This is a genomic window from Methylocaldum sp. 14B (assembly GCF_002005105.1).
Classification (GTDB): Bacteria; Pseudomonadota; Gammaproteobacteria; order Methylococcales; family Methylococcaceae; genus Methylocaldum.
Window position 1 is genome coordinate 121836 of record NZ_MSCV01000011.1, and the last position, 16762, is coordinate 138597.

The following is a 16762-nucleotide window of genomic DNA, read 5'->3' on the forward strand; positions in this document are numbered from 1 at the left end:
TGGCCATGCTCGATTACAACCACCGCCCCAAGTTCCACGAGCGCCTCGGCGCCGTCATCGACGAGGCGCTGGCGCGTGAACGTGCCTCACAAACGCCGCGCCGTTATCTCGGCGCGTCACGGCTCGGCGTGGCCTGCGAGCGCGCCCTGCAGTACGAGTACGCCCAGGCGCCGGTCGATCCCGGCCGCGAGCTGCCCGGGCGGGTGCTGCGGGTGTTCGAGGTCGGGCATGCCCTGGAGGATCTGGCGATCCGCTGGCTGCGCCTGGCCGGCTTCGAGCTCTACACGCGCAGGGCCGACGGCGGGCAGTTCGGTTTTTCCGTCGCCGGCGGCCGCATCCAAGGACACGTCGACGGCATTCTCGCCGCCGGCCCCGCCGACATCGATCTCGACTTCTCCATGCGTTGGCCCGCGCTGTGGGAGTGCAAGACGATGAACGACAAGTCCTGGCGCGAGACCGTCAAGCAGGGCGTGGCCCGCGCCAAGCCGATCTATGCCGCCCAGCTCGCCGTCTACCAGGCCTACATGGAAGGCGCCGTGCCGGGCATCGCGAGCAATCCCGCGCTGTTCACCGCCATCAACAAGGACAGCGAGGAGATCTGGTTCGAGCTCGTGCCGTTCGACGGCGGGCTCGCGCAGCGCATGTCGGACCGGGCCGTGCGGGTCATCACCGCCACCGAGGCCGGCGAGCTGCTGCCCCGGCACTCCACCACGCCGACCCACTTCGAGTGCAAGTCGTGTCCCTGGCAGGACCGCTGCTGGAGACCGGCTTGATGGCGGAAAACATCGTCTGGCTCGATTTCAATGATGCACCGGATCAGCAGACGCATGCGTCATCCGATACCGAGGCGCTGCGCAGGGGTCTTCTCGATCGCCTGGAGGCGGTGCTGCTCTACCTGTTCCCACAGGGCCGCATCCGCGGCGGCAGGTTCTATGTCGGTGACGTCGACGGCAACCGTGGCAAGAGCCTGGTGGTCGAGCTCGAGGGCGAGCGGCGCGGTCTGTGGAAGGACTTCGCCTCCGACGAAGGCGGGGATGTCATCGATCTATGGGCGCGCTCGCGGGGGCATTCCGCCCGGCACGACTTTCCCCGGCTCGCGGACGAGATCCGCCGATGGCTCGGGCTCGCACCGCCCATCGGCCGAGCGAAGCCATCGGATGTCCGCAGCGCACCGATCGACGAGCTCGGCCCCTACACCGCGAAGTGGGATTACCTCGCGGAGGACGGTCGGCTCATCGCCTGCGTCTACCGCTTCGATCCGCCCACTGGCAAGGAGTACCGCCCCTGGGACGTGCGCGCCCGCCTATGGCGCGCCCCCGACCCGCGTCCGCTCTACAACCTGCCGGCCGTGGCCCAGGCGCGCGAGGTGGTACTGGTCGAGGGCGAGAAGGCGGCCTCGGCGCTGATCGGGACGGGCATCACGGCGACCACGGCTATGAACGGCGCGCGGGCCCCGGTGGAGAAAACCGACTGGACGCCGCTCGCCGGCAAACATGTGCTGATCTGGCCGGATCGCGATGCGCCCGGTTGGGACTACGCGGAGAACGCCGCCCGTGCCTGCGTGGCGGCCGGGGCGGCCTCGGTCGCCATCCTCATGCCGCCGACGGACAAGCCCGACAAGTGGGATGCGGCCGACGCCGTGGCCGAGGGCTTCGATTGCGCCGAGTTCATTCGAGAGGGCGAGCGCAGGGTCGTGAAGATCGCCGCCCCCGGGCTCCCGACCTTCACCCTGGGCATGCTGCTCGACGACGACTCCCCGTTGCCGCCCGACCTCGTCGCGCCCCGCGTGCTCACCCCGGGCGGGATGCTCGTCTTCGGCGGCGCGCCCAAGGTGGGCAAGAGCGACTTCCTGCTGGTCTGGCTCACGCACATGGCGGCGGGCGCCACCTTCCTCGCCATGACGCCGCCGCGCCCGCTGCGGGTGTTCTACCTGCAAGCCGAGGTGCAGTACCACTACCTGCGCGAGCGCGTGAAGGAGATCCGCCTCCCGCCCAGTCGCCTGGGTGCGGCACGCGCCAACTTCGTCGCCACGCCCCAGCTGCGCCTGGTGCTGGACGACGCCGGGATCAATCAGGTCATCCCCGCCATCGCGCAGGCCTTCGGCGGCGAGCCGCCCGACATCATCGCCATCGATCCCATCCGCAACGTCTTCGACGGCGGGGACGCCGGCGGCGAGAACGACAACGCCGCCATGCTGTTCTTCCTGTCGCAGCGGGTGGAACGCCTGCGCGACGCGGTGAACCCGGACGCCGGCGTCGTGCTGGCCCACCACACCAAGAAGCTCGGCAAGAAGCAGTTCGAGGAGGACCCGTTCCAGGCCCTGGCCGGGGCCGGGAGTCTGCGCGGCTACTACACCACCGGCATGCTGCTGTTTCGCCCGGACGAGACACGCACCACGCGCCAGCTGATCTTCGAACTGCGCAACGGCGCGGCCATCCCCTCGATGCACGTGGACAAGATCCGCGGCGAGTGGCGGGAGGTCGATGCCAACGAGCGGCTGGTGATGAAGGACTACGGCGAGCGCCTCGATGCCGAGCGCCGGCGCAAGCGCGACGCCATCCTGCAGATCCTGTTCGACGAGGCGGCCCAGGGGCGCTGCTACACCGCCAACCAGTTCGCGGAAAGCTTCGAGGGCAAGGCGGGGCTCGGCGGCGAGCGCACCATCCGCGAGCGCCTCTCCGCGCTCTCGACCCAGGGCTACATCAAGTACTTCCGCAACGCGCAGGACTACGGCCTGCCGCCCGCCCGCACCAAGTTCGGCTACCTGTGCGTCGAGGCGATGGTGCTGCGCTCGGTCGTCGGCGAGCCCGATCCAGACACCGGCGAAGTGTCGCTGCGCGAACTGCCGGTGCTGCCCACCCACTTCAAATGCCCGCAATCGGGGGCCGCGCTGCCGGTCGAGAACCCCGAGGTGTGGGTTTACCAAGACGACCTGAACGACCCCGAGGAGCCCGCATGAACACGCACAGCCAAGTTGGCAAAACCGCTGCCAACTTCCCCCCGGTTTTCAGAGACGTTGGCAAGTTGGCAAACGCCTGCCAACTTGAATCCCATACTGATCAACGTGTTAGGGAGTTGTCGGCAGGTTGGCAAGTTGGCAACGCTGCCAACTTGCCAACTTCCCCAAACCCGCGTGGTTGCTGGGTTTCCGGAGATTTCCAAGTTGGCGAAAACTCCCTCCCCCCTTCGGGGGGAGAGGAACACGCGGTGTCCTCTCCCCCGACCCGAAGGGGTCTGCCCGGCACGGAAGGTCGGGATCGGGGACCGGGCACTGCCATCCTGAGCCTCGACCTCGGCACCCGGACCGGCTGGGCGCTGCTCGGCCGTGACGGCTCCATCACCAGCGGCTCGGAGTCCTTCAAGCCCCGGCGCTTCGAGGGCGGCGGCATGCGTTACCTGCGCTTCAAGCGCTGGCTCACCGAGGTCAAACAATCGGCGGACGGGCTGGATGCGGTGTACTTCGAGGAGGTGCGCCGCCACGCCGGAGTGGATGCCGCCCACGCCTACGGCGGCTTCATGGCCCAGCTGACCGCCTGGTGCGAGCACCACGGCATCCCGTACCAGGGTGTGCCGGTGGGCACGATCAAGAAGCACGCCACCGGCAAGGGCAACGCCGGCAAGCAGGAGATGGTGGCCGCCATGCAGGCCCTGGGTTTCCGGCCCGCGGACGACAACGAGGCCGACGCGCTGGCACTGCTGATGTGGGCGATCGCGACGCAGGAGGTGCCGGCATGAACGCGCCCAACCCCCACTATCGTTGCCCCCTGGGGCGCCTGCAACCGACTCGCCCGGACGTCGATGTCATCAAACGCGACGGCTGGCGCGACCAGGGCATCCTGGTGGTGTCGCTCGACGACGAGCGGCTGGACTGGATCGAGCGGGAGCTGGTGAAGCGCATCGGCGAGCGGCTCTACGGTCGCCTGGGAGACGGCCATGTGGAGCGTTGACGGCGTCGCCGAGCGCTTCCGGGAGGCCGCCCAGACCGCGCGGCGCCTGCCGCCCGTGCGCGTCCAGGGCTACTTCAACACCTGGCCGGCCATCCTGCGCCAGCCGTGGGAGACCTACTCCGGCGACGACGTGCTGTACCGCTTTCCGCCCGACCCGGCCGCCATCGACCGCATGGAGGAGACCATGCGCTGGGTGCTGTGGCTCACCGAGGAGCAGCGCCATCTCGTCTGGATGCGCGCCGAGGAACGGGGGTGGCGGGAGATCTGCCGGCGCTTCGGCTGTGACCGCACCACGGCTTGGCGGCGGTGGCAGAAGGCGCTCGACATCGTCGCCTGCCGTCTGAACGAGCAGACCCGCCGGACGGTGGCCAGCCTTTCATGAGTGAAGTTGCGGGTCGTTTCCAAAGCGATCCAAGCCATGCGTGCGGATGCGGAAAGATGCCGGTTTCGAGCCATTTTGGACGTGCAACACTTCACCCGTTTTTGCGCTAGGATTTCGCTAACCTCGCGAGAGAAGCATGTGCGAAGGCCACGGAGCGATCCGTGGCCTTCGTCGTTTCTGCCTTCGCGATCCGACCCGCCGAGCGCGATGGGTCCTTCCTGGCCGAAAAGCCATGCGGGGGGCGCGAGCGCGATGCTTTTCTAGCGTCAGAGTGCAAACCGGGGTTTGCACGGTTTGCGGTTTGCAGGCCCCATCCCTGGGGCCTGCCGCTTCGCGGTCAGCCTGCGGCTGTCCAAATCCGCTCCAGGCGGATTTGTGCACTCCCCGATACACATCAAGCCCGCCCACGGTCCTCCGTCGGCGGGCTTTCCATTTCGAGGTTCCGATCCTGAACACACTCAACGTCGAATACCGCAAGGTCGAGACGCTGATCCCCTACGCCCGCAATCCGCGCACCCACAGCGACGAGCAGGTCGCGCGCATCGCCGCCAGCATCGCCGAGTTCGGCTGGACCAACCCCATCCTGGTCGATGGCGAGCATGGCGTGATCGCCGGCCACGGCCGGCTGCTGGCCGCACGCAAGCTGGGGCTGACCGAGGTGCCGGTGATCGAGCTCGCGCACCTCACCCCGGCGCAGAAGCGCGCCTACGTGATCGCCGACAACCGGCTCGCGCTCGATGCCGGCTGGGACGAGGCCATGTTAGCGCTGGAGTTCGCGGAGCTGGCCGACGCCGGCTTCGATCTGGACCTGACCGGCTTCTCTGCCTCCGAGATCGAAGGCCTGCTCGACCACATCGAGGAGACGGAACCGTCCGCCGATGAGGACGAGCGCGCTTTGGTCCCCGACGCGGACGAGGACGACGTCACGCCGCCCACGGTTGCGGTCACGCGACCCGGCGATCTGTGGCTCCTGGGCGAACACCGGCTGCTCTGCGCCGACAGCAGCGACGCGGCCGCCGTCGCGCGCCTCCTCGATGGCGAGCGCGCTCACCTGCTGTTCACGAGTCCTCCTTACGCGAACCAGCGCGACTACACCACCGGCGGGATCGATGACTGGAACGCGCTCATGCAGGGCGTGTTCGGCGCCGCCCGCGGCGCGTTGCGCGAGGACGCGCAAATCCTGGTCAACCTCGGCCTCGTCCATCGCGACGGCGAGTGGCAGCCGTACTGGGACGGCTGGATCGAATGGATACGCACCCAGGGCTGGCGCCGCTTCGGCTGGTACGTCTGGGACCAGTCGGTGACCGTGCCCGGCGACTGGGCCGGGCGCCTCGCACCGCGCCACGAGTTCGTATTCCACTTCAACCGCCAGGCGCGCAAGCCGAACAAGATCGTGCCCTGCAAGTGGGCCGGTCACGAGACGCACCTGCGCGCCGACGGCTCCTCCACCGCGATGCGCGCCAAGGACGGCAAGGTCGGCGAATGGAACCACGCCGGACAGCCCACGCAGGAGTTCCGCATCCCGGATTCCGTCGTCGAGGTGACGCGCCAGCGCGGCCGCATCGGTGAAGGCATCGACCATCCGGCCGTATTCCCGCTGGGCCTGCCGAAGTTCTTCATCGAGGCCTACACCGACGCGGGCGAGATCGTCTTCGAGCCGTTCTCCGGCGGCGGCACCACGCTGCTGGCCGGGCAACTCACCGACCGCAAAGTGCGCGCCATCGAGCTCGCGCCCGAGTACGTCGACGTCGCGCTGCGCCGCTGGCTGCAGCACCACCCGGGCATGGAGCCCGTGCTCGCGGCCACCGGCCAGCCCTTCGCCGAGGTCGCGGCCGAGCGCTTGGGCGAGACGGCGGAGGCGGCCGCGTGAACTGGTTCGCCGAGCGCATTGAGCACTGGCCGATGGACAAGCTACTGCCCTACGCGCGGAACGCCCGCCAGCACTCGGACGAGCAGATCGCCCAGATCGCGGCCTCCATCGCCGAGTTCGGCTTCGTCAATCCCTGCCTGGTCGGCGCCGACGGTGTGCTGGTCGCTGGCCATGGGCGGCTCGCCGCCGCGCGCAAGCTGGGCCTTTCCACCGTGCCGGTGGTGGTGCTCGATCACCTGACGCCAACGCAGCGCCGGGCGCTGGTGCTCGCCGATAACCGGCTCGCGGAGCTCTCGACCTGGGACGATGCGCTACTGCGCATCGAACTTGAGGCACTGCAGGACGAAGGCTTCGACCTCGATTTGACCGGTTTCGATGCCGATGCGTTGGCCGAGCTACTGGCCGGTGAGGAGCCAGAGCACGAAGGCCAGACCGAGGACGACGCCGTCCCGGAGATGCCGGAAGAGCCGGTGTCGAAGCCGGGCGACGTCTGGAGGCTGGGGCCGCACCGCCTGGTCTGCGGCGATGCGACCGCGGCAGAGGCCTACGCGCAGCTGTTCCCGGACGGCGAGCGGGCGGACATGGTCTTCACCGATCCGCCGTACAACGTGAACTACGCCAACAGCGCCAAGGACAAGCTGCGGGGCAAGCACCGTCCCATTCTCAACGACGCGCTCGGCGCAGGCTTTCACGACTTTCTCTACGACGCGCTGTCGCTGCTCGTTGCTCACACCCGCGGCGCGATCTACGTCGCCATGTCGTCGAGCGAGCTCGACACCCTGCAGGCGGCGTTCCGCTCTGCCGGCGGCCACTGGTCTACGTTCATCATCTGGGCGAAGAACACCTTCACGCTGGGCCGCGCCGACTACCAGCGCCAGTACGAGCCGATCCTCTACGGTTGGCCCGAGGGCGCGGAGCGCTACTGGTGCGGCGACCGCGACCAGGGCGACGTCTGGCAGATCAAGAAGCCGCAGAAGAACGACCTGCACCCGACCATGAAGCCAGTGGAGTTGGTCGAACGGGCGATCCGCAATTCGAGTCGTCCCGGCGACGTGGTGCTGGACCCCTTCGGCGGTTCCGGCACCACCCTGATCGCCGCCGAGAAGTCAGGGCGCGTGGCGCGCCTGATCGAACTCGACCCGAAGTATGCGGACGTGATCGTGCGGCGCTGGCAGGACTGGACGGGCAAGCAGACCACCCGCGAATCGGATGGCCTGGCGTTCGATCAGGCGGCGACTTCCTCCTGGACGATCTCGCAGTGAATCACGAACCCGGTCAGATAAGGAAGCCCGCGCGGAATACCGTAGTCCTTACTGGTGCGGCGTCCGATGGTCCATTCCATCCACTGCCGGGTGGCGGCGCGGATCGCGTCGTGGAGGGCATGGCCCGCATGCATGCGGTTGAGGACTTCGTCCGCGAAGTGGCGTCCGTGGCGGCTGTCGAGGAAGGCCCGCACCGCTTCGAAGGGCTGTCCCGTAGCGTCTGAGATGGCGTTCATCGCGATGGGCCAGGCGGCTTGCGCGTGCGCGTCCATCGTGCCCCAGAAGCCCCAGGCTTCGTTGCGGGTGGCGGGAATCGTTTTGGCGATGGTCATCGTTGTTTCCTTCGTTGATCGTTGCGACACACGTATGAACGCGCTGCTGGCGCGGGAAGCCAAGCGTTTTCTGCTTGGCTTCCCATTCCGCTCGAATCACGCGATCCGGTAGATGCGCTCGCCGCCCTCGGGCTTGTCCGAGGTGATGGTGAGGCCCAGCTTTTTCTTGAAGGCGTTGGCAAAGGTGCCGCGCACCGTGTGCGCCTGCCAGCCGGTGAGTTCGCAGATCTGGCGCACCGTCGCGCCCTCCGGGCGCCGGAGCATCGCGATGACTTGGGCCTGCTTGCTGTTCTCGCGGGTGCGGGGCTTGGTCTCGGCGCGCTGCGGTGCCCAGGTGGCTTCGGCGGCTGCGACCTCCGCCTCGAGATCCGCATCTGCCTCCGCCGGCGCCGGCGCGGGACGCGGGCGCCCCAGGGCCTCGTAACCCTCGGCGGCGACGAACCAGGCGGGACCAATGGTGGTGATCAGGGCCCGATTGCAGAGGCCGTCCAGCACCTTCTTGCGGGCGCCGCCTTTCACGTTGTCGGGGAACCACTCGATCTTGCCGCCGGTGTGCTCGACGGCGTAGGCCAGGATGGCGTGCTGGGCGGGGGTGAGTTGGATGGTGCTCATTCGATGCTCCTTCGTGGTGGTTGATGGTGTGGTCATGAACGCGCTGTTCTCTGGAGAAGCCAAGCGCCTTCCGCTGCTTTCTCAGCCCTGCCGCGCGGCCTGCCGGCCTGCCTGGTAGGCGGCTATCAAGGCGCTCTTGACGGCCCAGACGCTGACCTCATGGAAGTCCAGCCGGTCGCTGTTGCGGGTTTCCAGGGTGTCGATGAACAGGTGATCCAGCGCGATCTGCTGCAGCTGCCGGTCGATGTCCTTTTCGGCTTGCTCGGTCACGTGCTTCTCCTCGAGGTGTCGTTGATGGTGATGACATGAACGCGCTGTCCCCGAGAGAAGCCAAGCTGAATCCGAGCGGGAAGGCGCCCAATGCTTGATGGAGACCATGGGACTGTCGATTCGCGCCTACGCCCGCCACCGCGGGGTGTCGGACACCGCCGTACACAAAGCCATCCGCGCCGGGCGCATCACGCCCGAGGCGGACGGCACGATCGATCCGGACAAGGCCGACCGCGACTGGGCAAGGAACTCCGAGCCGCCCAAGGAGGGAACGAGCGCCAAAGCCGCGAAGGTGCGGGTGGCGGACGATCCGGCCCCGAACCTCGCCGCCGGGCTGCCCGTGGGCGGCACCTCGCTGCTGCAGGCGCGCACGGTCAACGAGGTGGTCAAGGCGCAGACCAACAAGGTGCGCCTCGCCCGCCTCAAGGGCGATCTGGTCGATCGCAACCAGGCCATCGCCCACGTGTTCAAGCTCGCGCGCACCGAGCGCGACGCCTGGCTCAACTGGCCGGCGCGCATCTCGGCGCAGATGGCGGCCAGGCTCGGCATGGACGCACACGCGCTGCACGTCGCGTTGGAGGCGGCGGTGCGCGAGCACCTCGCCGAGCTCGGTGAACTGAAGGTCCGCGTCGATTGATGGACGACTACGTCTACGAGGGCTTCGACGCCATCGAGCGCGCCTGGCGCGAAGGACTGACGCCCGATCCGCTGCTCTCCGTCTCCGAGTGGGCCGACCGGCACCGGATGCTCTCCAGCAAGTCCTCGGCCGAGCCGGGCCGCTGGCGCACCAGCCGCACGCCGTATCTCAAGGCGATCATGGACTGCCTGTCGCCGACCTCGCCGGTCGAGCGCGTGGTGTTAATGAAAGGCGCACAGGTGGGCGCCACGGAAACCGGCTCGAACTGGATCGGCTACGTCATCCACCACGCGCCCGGTCCGATGATGGCGGTGTGGCCCACCGTGGAGATGGCCAAGCGCAACTCCAAGCAGCGCATCGACCCGCTGATCGAGGAGTCGCCGGTACTCTCCGAGCTGATCGCCCCGGCACGCTCGCGCGACTCGGGCAACACCATCCTCGCCAAGGAGTTCCGCGGCGGCGTGCTGGTGATGACGGGCGCGAACAGCGCCGTGGGCCTACGCTCGATGCCGGTGCGATATCTGTTTCTGGACGAGGTGGACGGCTACCCGCTCGACGTCGAGGGCGAAGGCGATGCGATCTCGCTCGCCGAGGCGCGCACGCGCACCTTCGCGCGGCGCAAGATCTTCATCGTCTCGACACCGACCATCGCCGGGGCGAGCGCCGTCGAGCGCGAGTACGAGGCATCCGACCAGCGCCGCTACTTCGTGCCCTGCCCGCACTGCTCGCACCGCCAGTGGCTGCGCTTCGAGCAGCTGCGTTGGGAGAGGGGCCGGCCGGAGACGGCGGTCTACGTGTGCGAGTCGTGCGATACGCCCATCGCCGAGCATCACAAGACCTGGATGCTGGAGCACGGCGAGTGGCGCGCGATGGCGCCGGAGAACGGCGTCAAGACGGCGGGCTTCCATCTCTCGTCGCTCTACAGCCCGGTGGGCTGGCGCTCGTGGCGCGACATCGCGAGCGCGTGGGAGAGCGCGGTCAGCAAGGAGTCCGGCTCGGCCGCCGCGATCAAGACTTTCAAGAACACCGAGCTCGGCGAGACCTGGGTCGAGGAAGGCGAAGCGCCCGACTGGCAGCGCCTGATCGAGCGGCGGGAGGACTACCGCATCGGCACCGTCCCCATGGGCGGCCTGCTGCTGGTCGGCGGTGCCGACGTGCAGAAGGATCGCATCGAAGCCTCGATCTGGGCCTTCGGGCGCGGCAAGGCGTCCTGGCTCGTCGAACACCGCGTGCTGATGGGCGACACCGCACGGGATGCGGTGTGGAGACGGCTGTCCGAGCTGATCGACGAGACCTGGACGCACGAATCCGGCAACCAGGTTCCGCTGGCGCGCTTCGCGCTCGACACCGGCTTCGCCACCCAGGAGGCCTACGCCTTCGTGCGTGCCGTGCGTGACACGCGCCTGATGGCGATCAAGGGCGTCCCGCGCGGCGCGGCCCTGATCGGCACGCCCACCGCCGTCGATGTGTCGCAGGGCGGCAAGAAGCTGCGCCGGGGCATCAAGGTGTACTCGGTGGCGGTGGGACTCGCCAAGCTCGAGTTCTACAACAACCTGCGCAAGAGCGCGGATGTGGCCGGCGACGGCACCACGCCGATTTATCCGCCAGGCTTCGTCCATCTGCCCAAGGTCGACGCCGAGTACGTCCAGCAGCTCTGCGCCGAGCAGCTGATCACCCGCCGTGACCGCAACGGCTTTCCGGTGCGGGAGTGGCAGAAGCTGCGCGAGCGCAACGAGGCGCTGGACTGCTACGTGTACGCCCGCGCCGCCGCGGCAGCGAGCGGTCTCGACCGCTTCGAGGAGCGCCACTGGCGCGAGCTGGAAAGACAACTGGGCATCGCCGCACCGCCCGAGCAGGACGAACACACCGTAATCACAGAAGACGCCCCCGACTCCGGGGGCGTCGTCGTTTCGGGCCGACGCATCCGGCGCCGGTCCGTCGTCAAGAGTCGTTGGATGAGCTGAAGATGATCTTGGAAGGCACCTACCGCAACCCGACCACCGGTCGAGACGAAATCCGCTGCATCCGTTGCGATGCGTCGGGACACCTGACGGGCACGCCGGCCCTCGCTTCCGCCTTCGCGGTGGGAGCCCTGTCCGCCGATGGCTCCGTCACCACCGACGCGGTCGATCTGGGTGAGGAGCACGGCTACACGCTGCTGCTGGCCCGCAAGAGCGGCGTCGCCTCCAAGCAGGAAGCGATGGAGATCCAGAGCTCGATCGACGGCGTGCGTTGGCTGCCGGCGGCGGGCATCTATCCGGACGAGAACACGGGCTCGCACGAGCCGCCGAACGGCAGCGACTCCTTCACCGTCCAGGGCCGACCCATCGGTCGCTTCGTGCGCATCGCCTTCAAGAACGGCAACACGGCCCAGACCGAGCTGGTCCTCGAGCTGGCCGCATTGGCGGGTGTCTGACCATGGCCTACACAGCGGCCGATCGCGAGGCGCTGGAGCGGGCATTGGCGCGCGGCGAGCGGCGCGTCACCTTCGGCGACAAGACGGTGGAGTACCGCTCGGTGGACGAGCTGCGCGCGGCCCTGCGCGAGGTGGATGCGGCGCTCGCCCGCGAGGCGGGCCGACCCAAGCTGCGCCAGATCCGGGTCACCACGGGCAAGGGGCTGTGATGGGTTTCTGGAGCCGCCTCAAGCTCGCCTTAGGCGCCACCCCCACCTACGACGGCGTGGGCGCCGGGCGCCGCGCGCTCGCCTGGATGCCGGGCAACCCCGGCGCGGTGGCCGCGCTGCTCACGACGCAGACGGAGCTGCGCGCCAAGAGCCGTGACCTGGTGCGCCGCAACGCCTGGGCAGCCGCCGGCATCGAGGCCTTCGTGGCCAACGCCATCGGCACCGGCATCAAGCCGCAGTCGATGGTCGAGGACCCGGGCCTGCGCGAGACGATCCAGGCCCTCTGGCGGGACTGGACCGAGGAGGCCGACGCCCAGGGGCTCACCGACTTCTACGGTCTGCAGGCCCTGGCCTGCCGCGCCATGCTCGAAGGCGGCGAGGCGCTGGTTCGGCTGCGCTACCGGCGGCCGGATGACGGGCTGGCGGTGGCGCTCCAGATCCAGGTGCTGGAGCCCGAGCACCTGCCGGTGACGCTCAACCGGTTGGCCGACAACGGCAACGTGATCCGCGCCGGCATCGAGTTCGACCGGCTCGGGCGGCGCGTGGCCTACCACCTGTACCGCTCGCACCCGGAGGACGGCCTGCTCTCGCCCATGTCCGGTGGCGGCGGCATGGAGACCGTGCGCGTACCCGCCGCCGAGATCGTGCATCTGTTCCGGCCCTTGCGTCCCGGGCAGATCCGCGGCGAGCCATGGCTCGCGCGGGCCTTGGTGAAGGTCAACGAGCTGGATCAGTACGACGACGCTGAACTCGTGCGCAAGAAGACCGCCGCCATGTTCGCCGGCTTCGTCACCCGCGACCAGCCGGAGGACGCCCTGATGGGCGAGGGGCCGGCCGATGCCTCGGGCGTGGCGCTGGCGGGGCTGGAGCCGGGCACCCTGCAGATCCTCGAACCTGGGGAGGACGTGAAGTTTTCGCAGCCGGCCGACGTGGGCGGCTCCTACGCCGAGTTCATGCGCCAGCAGTTTCGCGCGGTGGCCGCGGCCATGGGCGTCACCTACGAGCAGCTCACGGGCGACCTCACCCAGGTGAACTACTCCTCCATCCGCGCAGGGCTGCTGGAATTCCGCCGCCGCTGCGAGGCGATCCAGCACGGCGTCATCGTCCACCAGCTCTGCCGCCCGGTGTGGCGCGCGTGGATGGCGCAGGCGGTGCTGGAGGGACGACTCGAGCTCCCCGGCTTCGCCCGGGATGCCGCGCGGCGCCGCGCCTGGCTCGCGTGCAAGTGGATTCCCCAGGGCTGGCAGTGGGTCGATCCGCAGAAGGAGTTCAACGCCATGCTCACCGCGATCCGGGCGGGGCTCTTGTCCCGCTCGGAGGCGGTGTCCTCCTTCGGCTACGACGCCGAGGACGTGGATCGGGAGATCGCCGCCGACAACCGGCGCGCCGATGCGCTCGGCCTCGTCTTCGATTCCGACCCGCGCCACGACCGCAACCCACCCGCGGCGGCCTCCGACCCGGCACCGCCGCAAGACATCCAGGACCTCTGACATGCAGCTCGTACACCTGGCGTCCCGTCTCTACGGGACGCCGCTTCTCATCGCGCGTTCGAAGCTGGACGTGATCCTCTCCGTGCTCGGTCCCCGCATCGGTCTGCCCGACGTTGAAGCCGCCGTACCGGCGGTGATGCCCGCGAGCCCGGAGGTCGCGGCACCGCCCGGCATCACCGTGATCCCGATCCACGGCACTTTGGTGCGCCGAACCCTGGGGCTGGAGGCCGCTTCCGGCCTCATGAGCTACGGTGAGATCGGCGCCCGTCTGGATGCTGCGCTCGCCGACCCTGCCGTGTCCGGCATCCTGCTCGACGTGGACTCACCCGGCGGCGAGGCGGGCGGCGTGTTCGAGCTCGCCGAGCGCATCCGCGCGGTCGACGCCGTGAAACCGGTCTGGGCGATCGCCGCCGACTCCGCCTTCTCGGCCGCCTACGCCATCGCCTGCGCCGCCTCGCATCTCGCCGTCACGCGCACCGGCGGCGTGGGCTCGGTCGGGGTCATCGCCATGCACGTCGACCAGTCGGTCCGCGACGCCCAGCAGGGCTATCGCTACACGGCGATCACCGCCGGCCGGCACAAGAACGACTTCTCGCCCCACGAGCCGCTGGACCACGAGGCTTTGGTGCGCCTCCAGGCGGAGGTGGATCGCCTCTACGACCTGTTCGTCGGGCACGTGGCCGCGATGCGCGGGCTGGACCCCGACGCCGTGCGCGCCACGGAGGCCGGGCTCTTCTTCGGCGAGCAGGCGATAGGCAGCGGGCTCGCCGACGCCGTGGCGAGCCGCGACCAGCTGCTCGCCGTCTTCGCGAGCTTCTTGAACACGCAGGGCCGTTTGCGGAACCCGGCCCCCCGCACCCGTCCCGGTTCCGCCTACGCCAAACAGGAGAACGACCCGATGCGATCCCCCGATCCGACCCCCGAAGTCCCCGAGACGACCCTCATCGCCGCTGCTGCCTCCGCGGCGCCCGCGCCCGAGACGCCCACCACCACAGTGGCGGACCGGCGCGAGGCCGTGGCCATCGCCGAGCTGTGCCAGCTCGGCGGCTGCCCGGAGCGCACCGCCGAGTTCCTGGCCGCAGGACTCTCGGAAACCGATGTCCGCCGCGCGCTGCTCGCCGCCCGCACCCAAAGCCCCGAGATCGGTTCGGCGATCCATCCGGATGCGCACGCCGCGCACCGCGCTTCCCCCGAACACAACCCGCTGATCAAGGCGGTCAAGCACCTCACCGGAAAGGAGTGAACCATGCCGACCCTAGTTGAACCGATGAACCTGGGCGACCTGCTGAAGTACGAGGCGCCCAACCTGTACTCGCGCGACCCGGCCACGGTCGCCGCCGGCCGGAGCCTCCTCCTGGGCAGCGTCGTCGGCCGCGAGACCGCCACAAACAAGCTGAAGGCGCTCGACCCGGCCGCCACCGACGGCACCGAGCTGCCCGCCGGCGTGCTGATCGTCGACGCCGACGCCACCGCCGCCGACCTCGATGCGGTCATCGTCGCGCGCCACGCCATCGTCGCCCGCCACGCGCTCGTGTGGCCTGCCGGCATCACGCCCGCGCAGCAATCCGCAGCCATCGCCGCCCTCGAAGCGCGCGGCATCCTCGTTCGTGAAGGAGCCTGACCATGCAGAATCCCTTTTCCAATCCCGCCTTCTCGATGGCGAGCCTCACCGCCGCCATCAACCTGATCCCCAACCGCTACGGGCGGTTGGAGACCCTAGACCTGTTCCCCATCAAGCCGGTGCGTACCCGCCAGGTCGTGGTGGAGGAGATGCACGGCGTGCTGAACCTGCTGCCGACCCTGCCGCCCGGCTCGCCCGGCACCGTGGGCAAGCGCGGCAAGCGGGCGATGCGCGCCTTCGTCGTGCCGCACATCCCGCACGACGACGTGGTGCTGCCCGAGGAGGTTCAGGGCATCCGCAGCTTCGGGCAGGAGACCGAGACCGAGAGCGTGGCCGGCGTGCTCGCCCGCCACCTGGAGACCATGCGCAACAAGCACGCCATCACCCTGGAGCACCTGCGCATGGGGGCGCTGAAGGGCGAGATCCTCGATGCCGATGCCACGCCGCTGGTCAATCTCTACACCGAGTTCGGCATCACGCCCAAGAGCGTGAACTTCTCCCTCGGCAACGCCAACACCAACGTCAAGGGCAAGTGCGCCGAGGTGCTGCGCCACATCGAGGACAACCTCTCGGGCGAGTTCTCGACCGGCGTGCACTGCCTGTGCTCGCCCGAGTTCTTCGACGCGCTGACCGGCCACGCCAAGGTCGAGGAGGCCTACAAGAACTGGCAGCAGGGCGCGGTGCTCATCAACGACATGCGCCGCGGCTTCACCTTCGGCGGCATCACTTTCGAGGAGTACCGCGGCCAGGCGAGCGACGCGTCCGGCACCACCCGGCGCTTCATCGCGGCGGGCGAGGCCCACTGCTTCCCGCTCGGCACCGTCGACACCTTCGCCACCTACGTCGCGCCCGCCGACTTCAACGAGACGGTCAACACCCTGGGCCTGCCGCTCTACGCCAAGCAGGAGCCGCGCAAGTTCGACCGCGGCACCGACCTGCACACCCAGAGCAACCCGCTGCCCATGTGCCACCGGCCCGGTGTGCTGGTGAAGCTGACGGCAGCGTGATGACGCAGGTGACGGATCTATACGAGGCCGCCGGCCGCGCCGGGCTGCTCACCGACGTCATGGTGGGTTCGCTCACGGTGCAGTGCGTCTTCAGCGCCCCGGACGAGCTGGCGCTCGACGGGCTCGCACTGAACCGCGACTACCACCTCGAGTACCCGAGCGCCTGGCTCACCCTCGCCGCCGGCGACACGGTGGAGATCGCGGGAAGCCCGTATCGGGTGCGCGAGGTCCGCCAGCTGCGCGACGGCTCCGAGATGCAGGCCAAGCTGACCCGGCTATGACGTCCTCCGTCCGCGAGCGTCTGGTCCGGACGGTCGTGGCGCGTATCGGTCCCGCGATCGCACCGACGCCGCTGCATCGCCAGCCCACCGTGCCGCTCCCGCGCGAGGCGAGCCCCGCGCTCCTGCTGTTCATCGAAGGCGATCAGGTCCTCACGCAGGCGAACGACCGGCTCGACCGCGCCCTGACGCTGAGGCTGGTCGCGCTCGCGCGCGAAGACGACGCCTTCGACGTGGCCGACGCGCTCATCGTCGCGGCGCACGGCGCGCTGATGGCCGAGCCGAGCCTCGGCGGGCTGGCCCTGGGCGTGCGCGAGATCGACTGCGAGTGGGACACGGAGGACGCCGACAGCCAAGCACTGGCCGTGCCCGCGCGCTACGAGATCCGCTACCGCACCCTGGCCTCCGACCTCACCCAAAAAGGATAGT

Annotated in this window: 20 protein-coding genes; 17 read left to right on the forward strand and 3 right to left on the reverse strand. The window is 69.1% G+C overall.

The annotated features are described in order from the left end of the window. Positions 1–5 precede the first annotated feature (5 nt). The 7 genes from B2A78_RS26590 to B2A78_RS10375 all read left to right on the forward strand — a co-directional run bounded on the left by B2A78_RS26590 (position 6) and on the right by B2A78_RS10375 (position 7461). Positions 6–773: a hypothetical protein gene (locus B2A78_RS26590; protein WP_077729910.1), complete on the forward strand. Its 768-nt coding sequence runs from the start codon at positions 6–8 to the stop codon at positions 771–773. Further along, entirely contained in the window at positions 773–2959 is a 2187-nt protein-coding gene (locus B2A78_RS10350; protein ID WP_077729911.1) for an AAA family ATPase, read from the forward strand. The genes B2A78_RS26590 and B2A78_RS10350 overlap by 1 nt, the downstream gene beginning before the upstream one ends. 275 nt (positions 2960–3234) lie before the next feature. Further along, positions 3235–3735, forward strand: a complete 501-nt coding sequence (locus tag B2A78_RS10355; protein ID WP_051180857.1) for a hypothetical protein — start codon at positions 3235–3237, stop codon at positions 3733–3735. After that, a complete protein-coding gene (locus tag B2A78_RS10360) occupies positions 3732–3947 on the forward strand; it encodes a hypothetical protein (RefSeq protein WP_077729912.1) in 216 nt (71 codons plus the stop codon). Before B2A78_RS10355 ends, B2A78_RS10360 begins: the two co-directional genes overlap by 4 nt. Then, complete coding sequence (locus tag B2A78_RS10365; protein ID WP_077729913.1) at positions 3934–4329, forward strand: DUF6362 family protein; 396 nt, start codon at positions 3934–3936, stop codon at positions 4327–4329. The genes B2A78_RS10360 and B2A78_RS10365 overlap by 14 nt, the downstream gene beginning before the upstream one ends. Positions 4330–4702: 373 nt before the next feature. Then, a complete protein-coding gene (locus B2A78_RS10370; RefSeq protein ID WP_205780732.1) occupies positions 4703–6199 on the forward strand; it encodes a site-specific DNA-methyltransferase in 1497 nt (498 codons plus the stop codon). Next, the gene (locus B2A78_RS10375) at positions 6196–7461 is read left to right on the forward strand and encodes a site-specific DNA-methyltransferase (RefSeq protein ID WP_077729914.1); all 1266 of its coding nucleotides are present in this window, start codon (positions 6196–6198) and stop codon (positions 7459–7461) included. The genes B2A78_RS10370 and B2A78_RS10375 overlap by 4 nt, the downstream gene beginning before the upstream one ends. On the opposite strand, the gene B2A78_RS10380 is transcribed toward B2A78_RS10375, so the two are convergent. The 3 genes from B2A78_RS10380 to B2A78_RS10390 all read right to left on the reverse strand — a co-directional run bounded on the left by B2A78_RS10380 (position 7425) and on the right by B2A78_RS10390 (position 8675). After that, positions 7425–7793 (reverse strand): hypothetical protein, encoded by a 369-nt coding sequence (locus B2A78_RS10380; protein ID WP_077729915.1) that lies wholly within the window; start codon positions 7791–7793, stop codon positions 7425–7427. The two genes, B2A78_RS10375 and B2A78_RS10380, sit on opposite strands and share 37 nt — an antisense overlap. A gap of 96 nt (positions 7794–7889) precedes the next feature. Further along, entirely contained in the window at positions 7890–8405 is a 516-nt protein-coding gene (locus B2A78_RS10385) for a DUF3489 domain-containing protein (RefSeq protein WP_077729916.1), read from the reverse strand. Positions 8406–8486: 81 nt separating this feature from the next. Then, positions 8487–8675, reverse strand: coding sequence for a hypothetical protein (locus B2A78_RS10390; protein ID WP_077729917.1), 189 nt, complete (start codon positions 8673–8675; stop codon positions 8487–8489). Positions 8676–8781: 106 nt separating this feature from the next. Here B2A78_RS10390 and B2A78_RS10395 point away from each other — a divergent pair, with 106 nt between their 5' ends. The 10 genes from B2A78_RS10395 to B2A78_RS10440 are packed head-to-tail and all read left to right on the forward strand — an operon-like array spanning position 8782 to position 16761. After that, positions 8782–9312: an elements of external origin gene (locus tag B2A78_RS10395; protein ID WP_077729954.1), complete on the forward strand. Its 531-nt coding sequence runs from the start codon at positions 8782–8784 to the stop codon at positions 9310–9312. After that, positions 9312–11276 carry a phage terminase large subunit family protein gene (locus B2A78_RS10400; protein ID WP_077729918.1) on the forward strand — a complete coding sequence of 655 codons (1965 nt, stop codon included), beginning with the start codon at positions 9312–9314 and terminating at the stop codon, positions 11274–11276. Before B2A78_RS10395 ends, B2A78_RS10400 begins: the two co-directional genes overlap by 1 nt. Next, positions 11264–11728, forward strand: a complete 465-nt coding sequence (locus B2A78_RS10405; RefSeq protein WP_143735141.1) for a hypothetical protein — start codon at positions 11264–11266, stop codon at positions 11726–11728. Before B2A78_RS10400 ends, B2A78_RS10405 begins: the two co-directional genes overlap by 13 nt. A gap of 2 nt (positions 11729–11730) precedes the next feature. Then, on the forward strand, positions 11731–11937 hold the full coding sequence (locus B2A78_RS10410) for a hypothetical protein (protein WP_017364480.1): 207 nt from the start codon (positions 11731–11733) through the stop codon (positions 11935–11937). Beyond that, positions 11937–13427 carry a phage portal protein gene (locus B2A78_RS10415; protein ID WP_077729920.1) on the forward strand — a complete coding sequence of 497 codons (1491 nt, stop codon included), beginning with the start codon at positions 11937–11939 and terminating at the stop codon, positions 13425–13427. Before B2A78_RS10410 ends, B2A78_RS10415 begins: the two co-directional genes overlap by 1 nt. Before the next feature lies 1 nt (position 13428). Next, positions 13429–14670 carry a S49 family peptidase gene (locus tag B2A78_RS10420; protein ID WP_077729921.1) on the forward strand — a complete coding sequence of 414 codons (1242 nt, stop codon included), beginning with the start codon at positions 13429–13431 and terminating at the stop codon, positions 14668–14670. A gap of 3 nt (positions 14671–14673) precedes the next feature. Then, positions 14674–15048, forward strand: coding sequence for a head decoration protein (locus B2A78_RS10425; RefSeq protein ID WP_077729922.1), 375 nt, complete (start codon positions 14674–14676; stop codon positions 15046–15048). A gap of 2 nt (positions 15049–15050) precedes the next feature. After that, positions 15051–16055: a major capsid protein gene (locus B2A78_RS10430; protein ID WP_077729923.1), complete on the forward strand. Its 1005-nt coding sequence runs from the start codon at positions 15051–15053 to the stop codon at positions 16053–16055. Next, positions 16055–16336, forward strand: a complete 282-nt coding sequence (locus B2A78_RS10435) for a hypothetical protein (protein WP_037411660.1) — start codon at positions 16055–16057, stop codon at positions 16334–16336. The genes B2A78_RS10430 and B2A78_RS10435 overlap by 1 nt, the downstream gene beginning before the upstream one ends. Then, positions 16333–16761 carry a hypothetical protein gene (locus B2A78_RS10440; protein ID WP_077729924.1) on the forward strand — a complete coding sequence of 143 codons (429 nt, stop codon included), beginning with the start codon at positions 16333–16335 and terminating at the stop codon, positions 16759–16761. Before B2A78_RS10435 ends, B2A78_RS10440 begins: the two co-directional genes overlap by 4 nt. Position 16762: the final 1 nt, after the last annotated feature.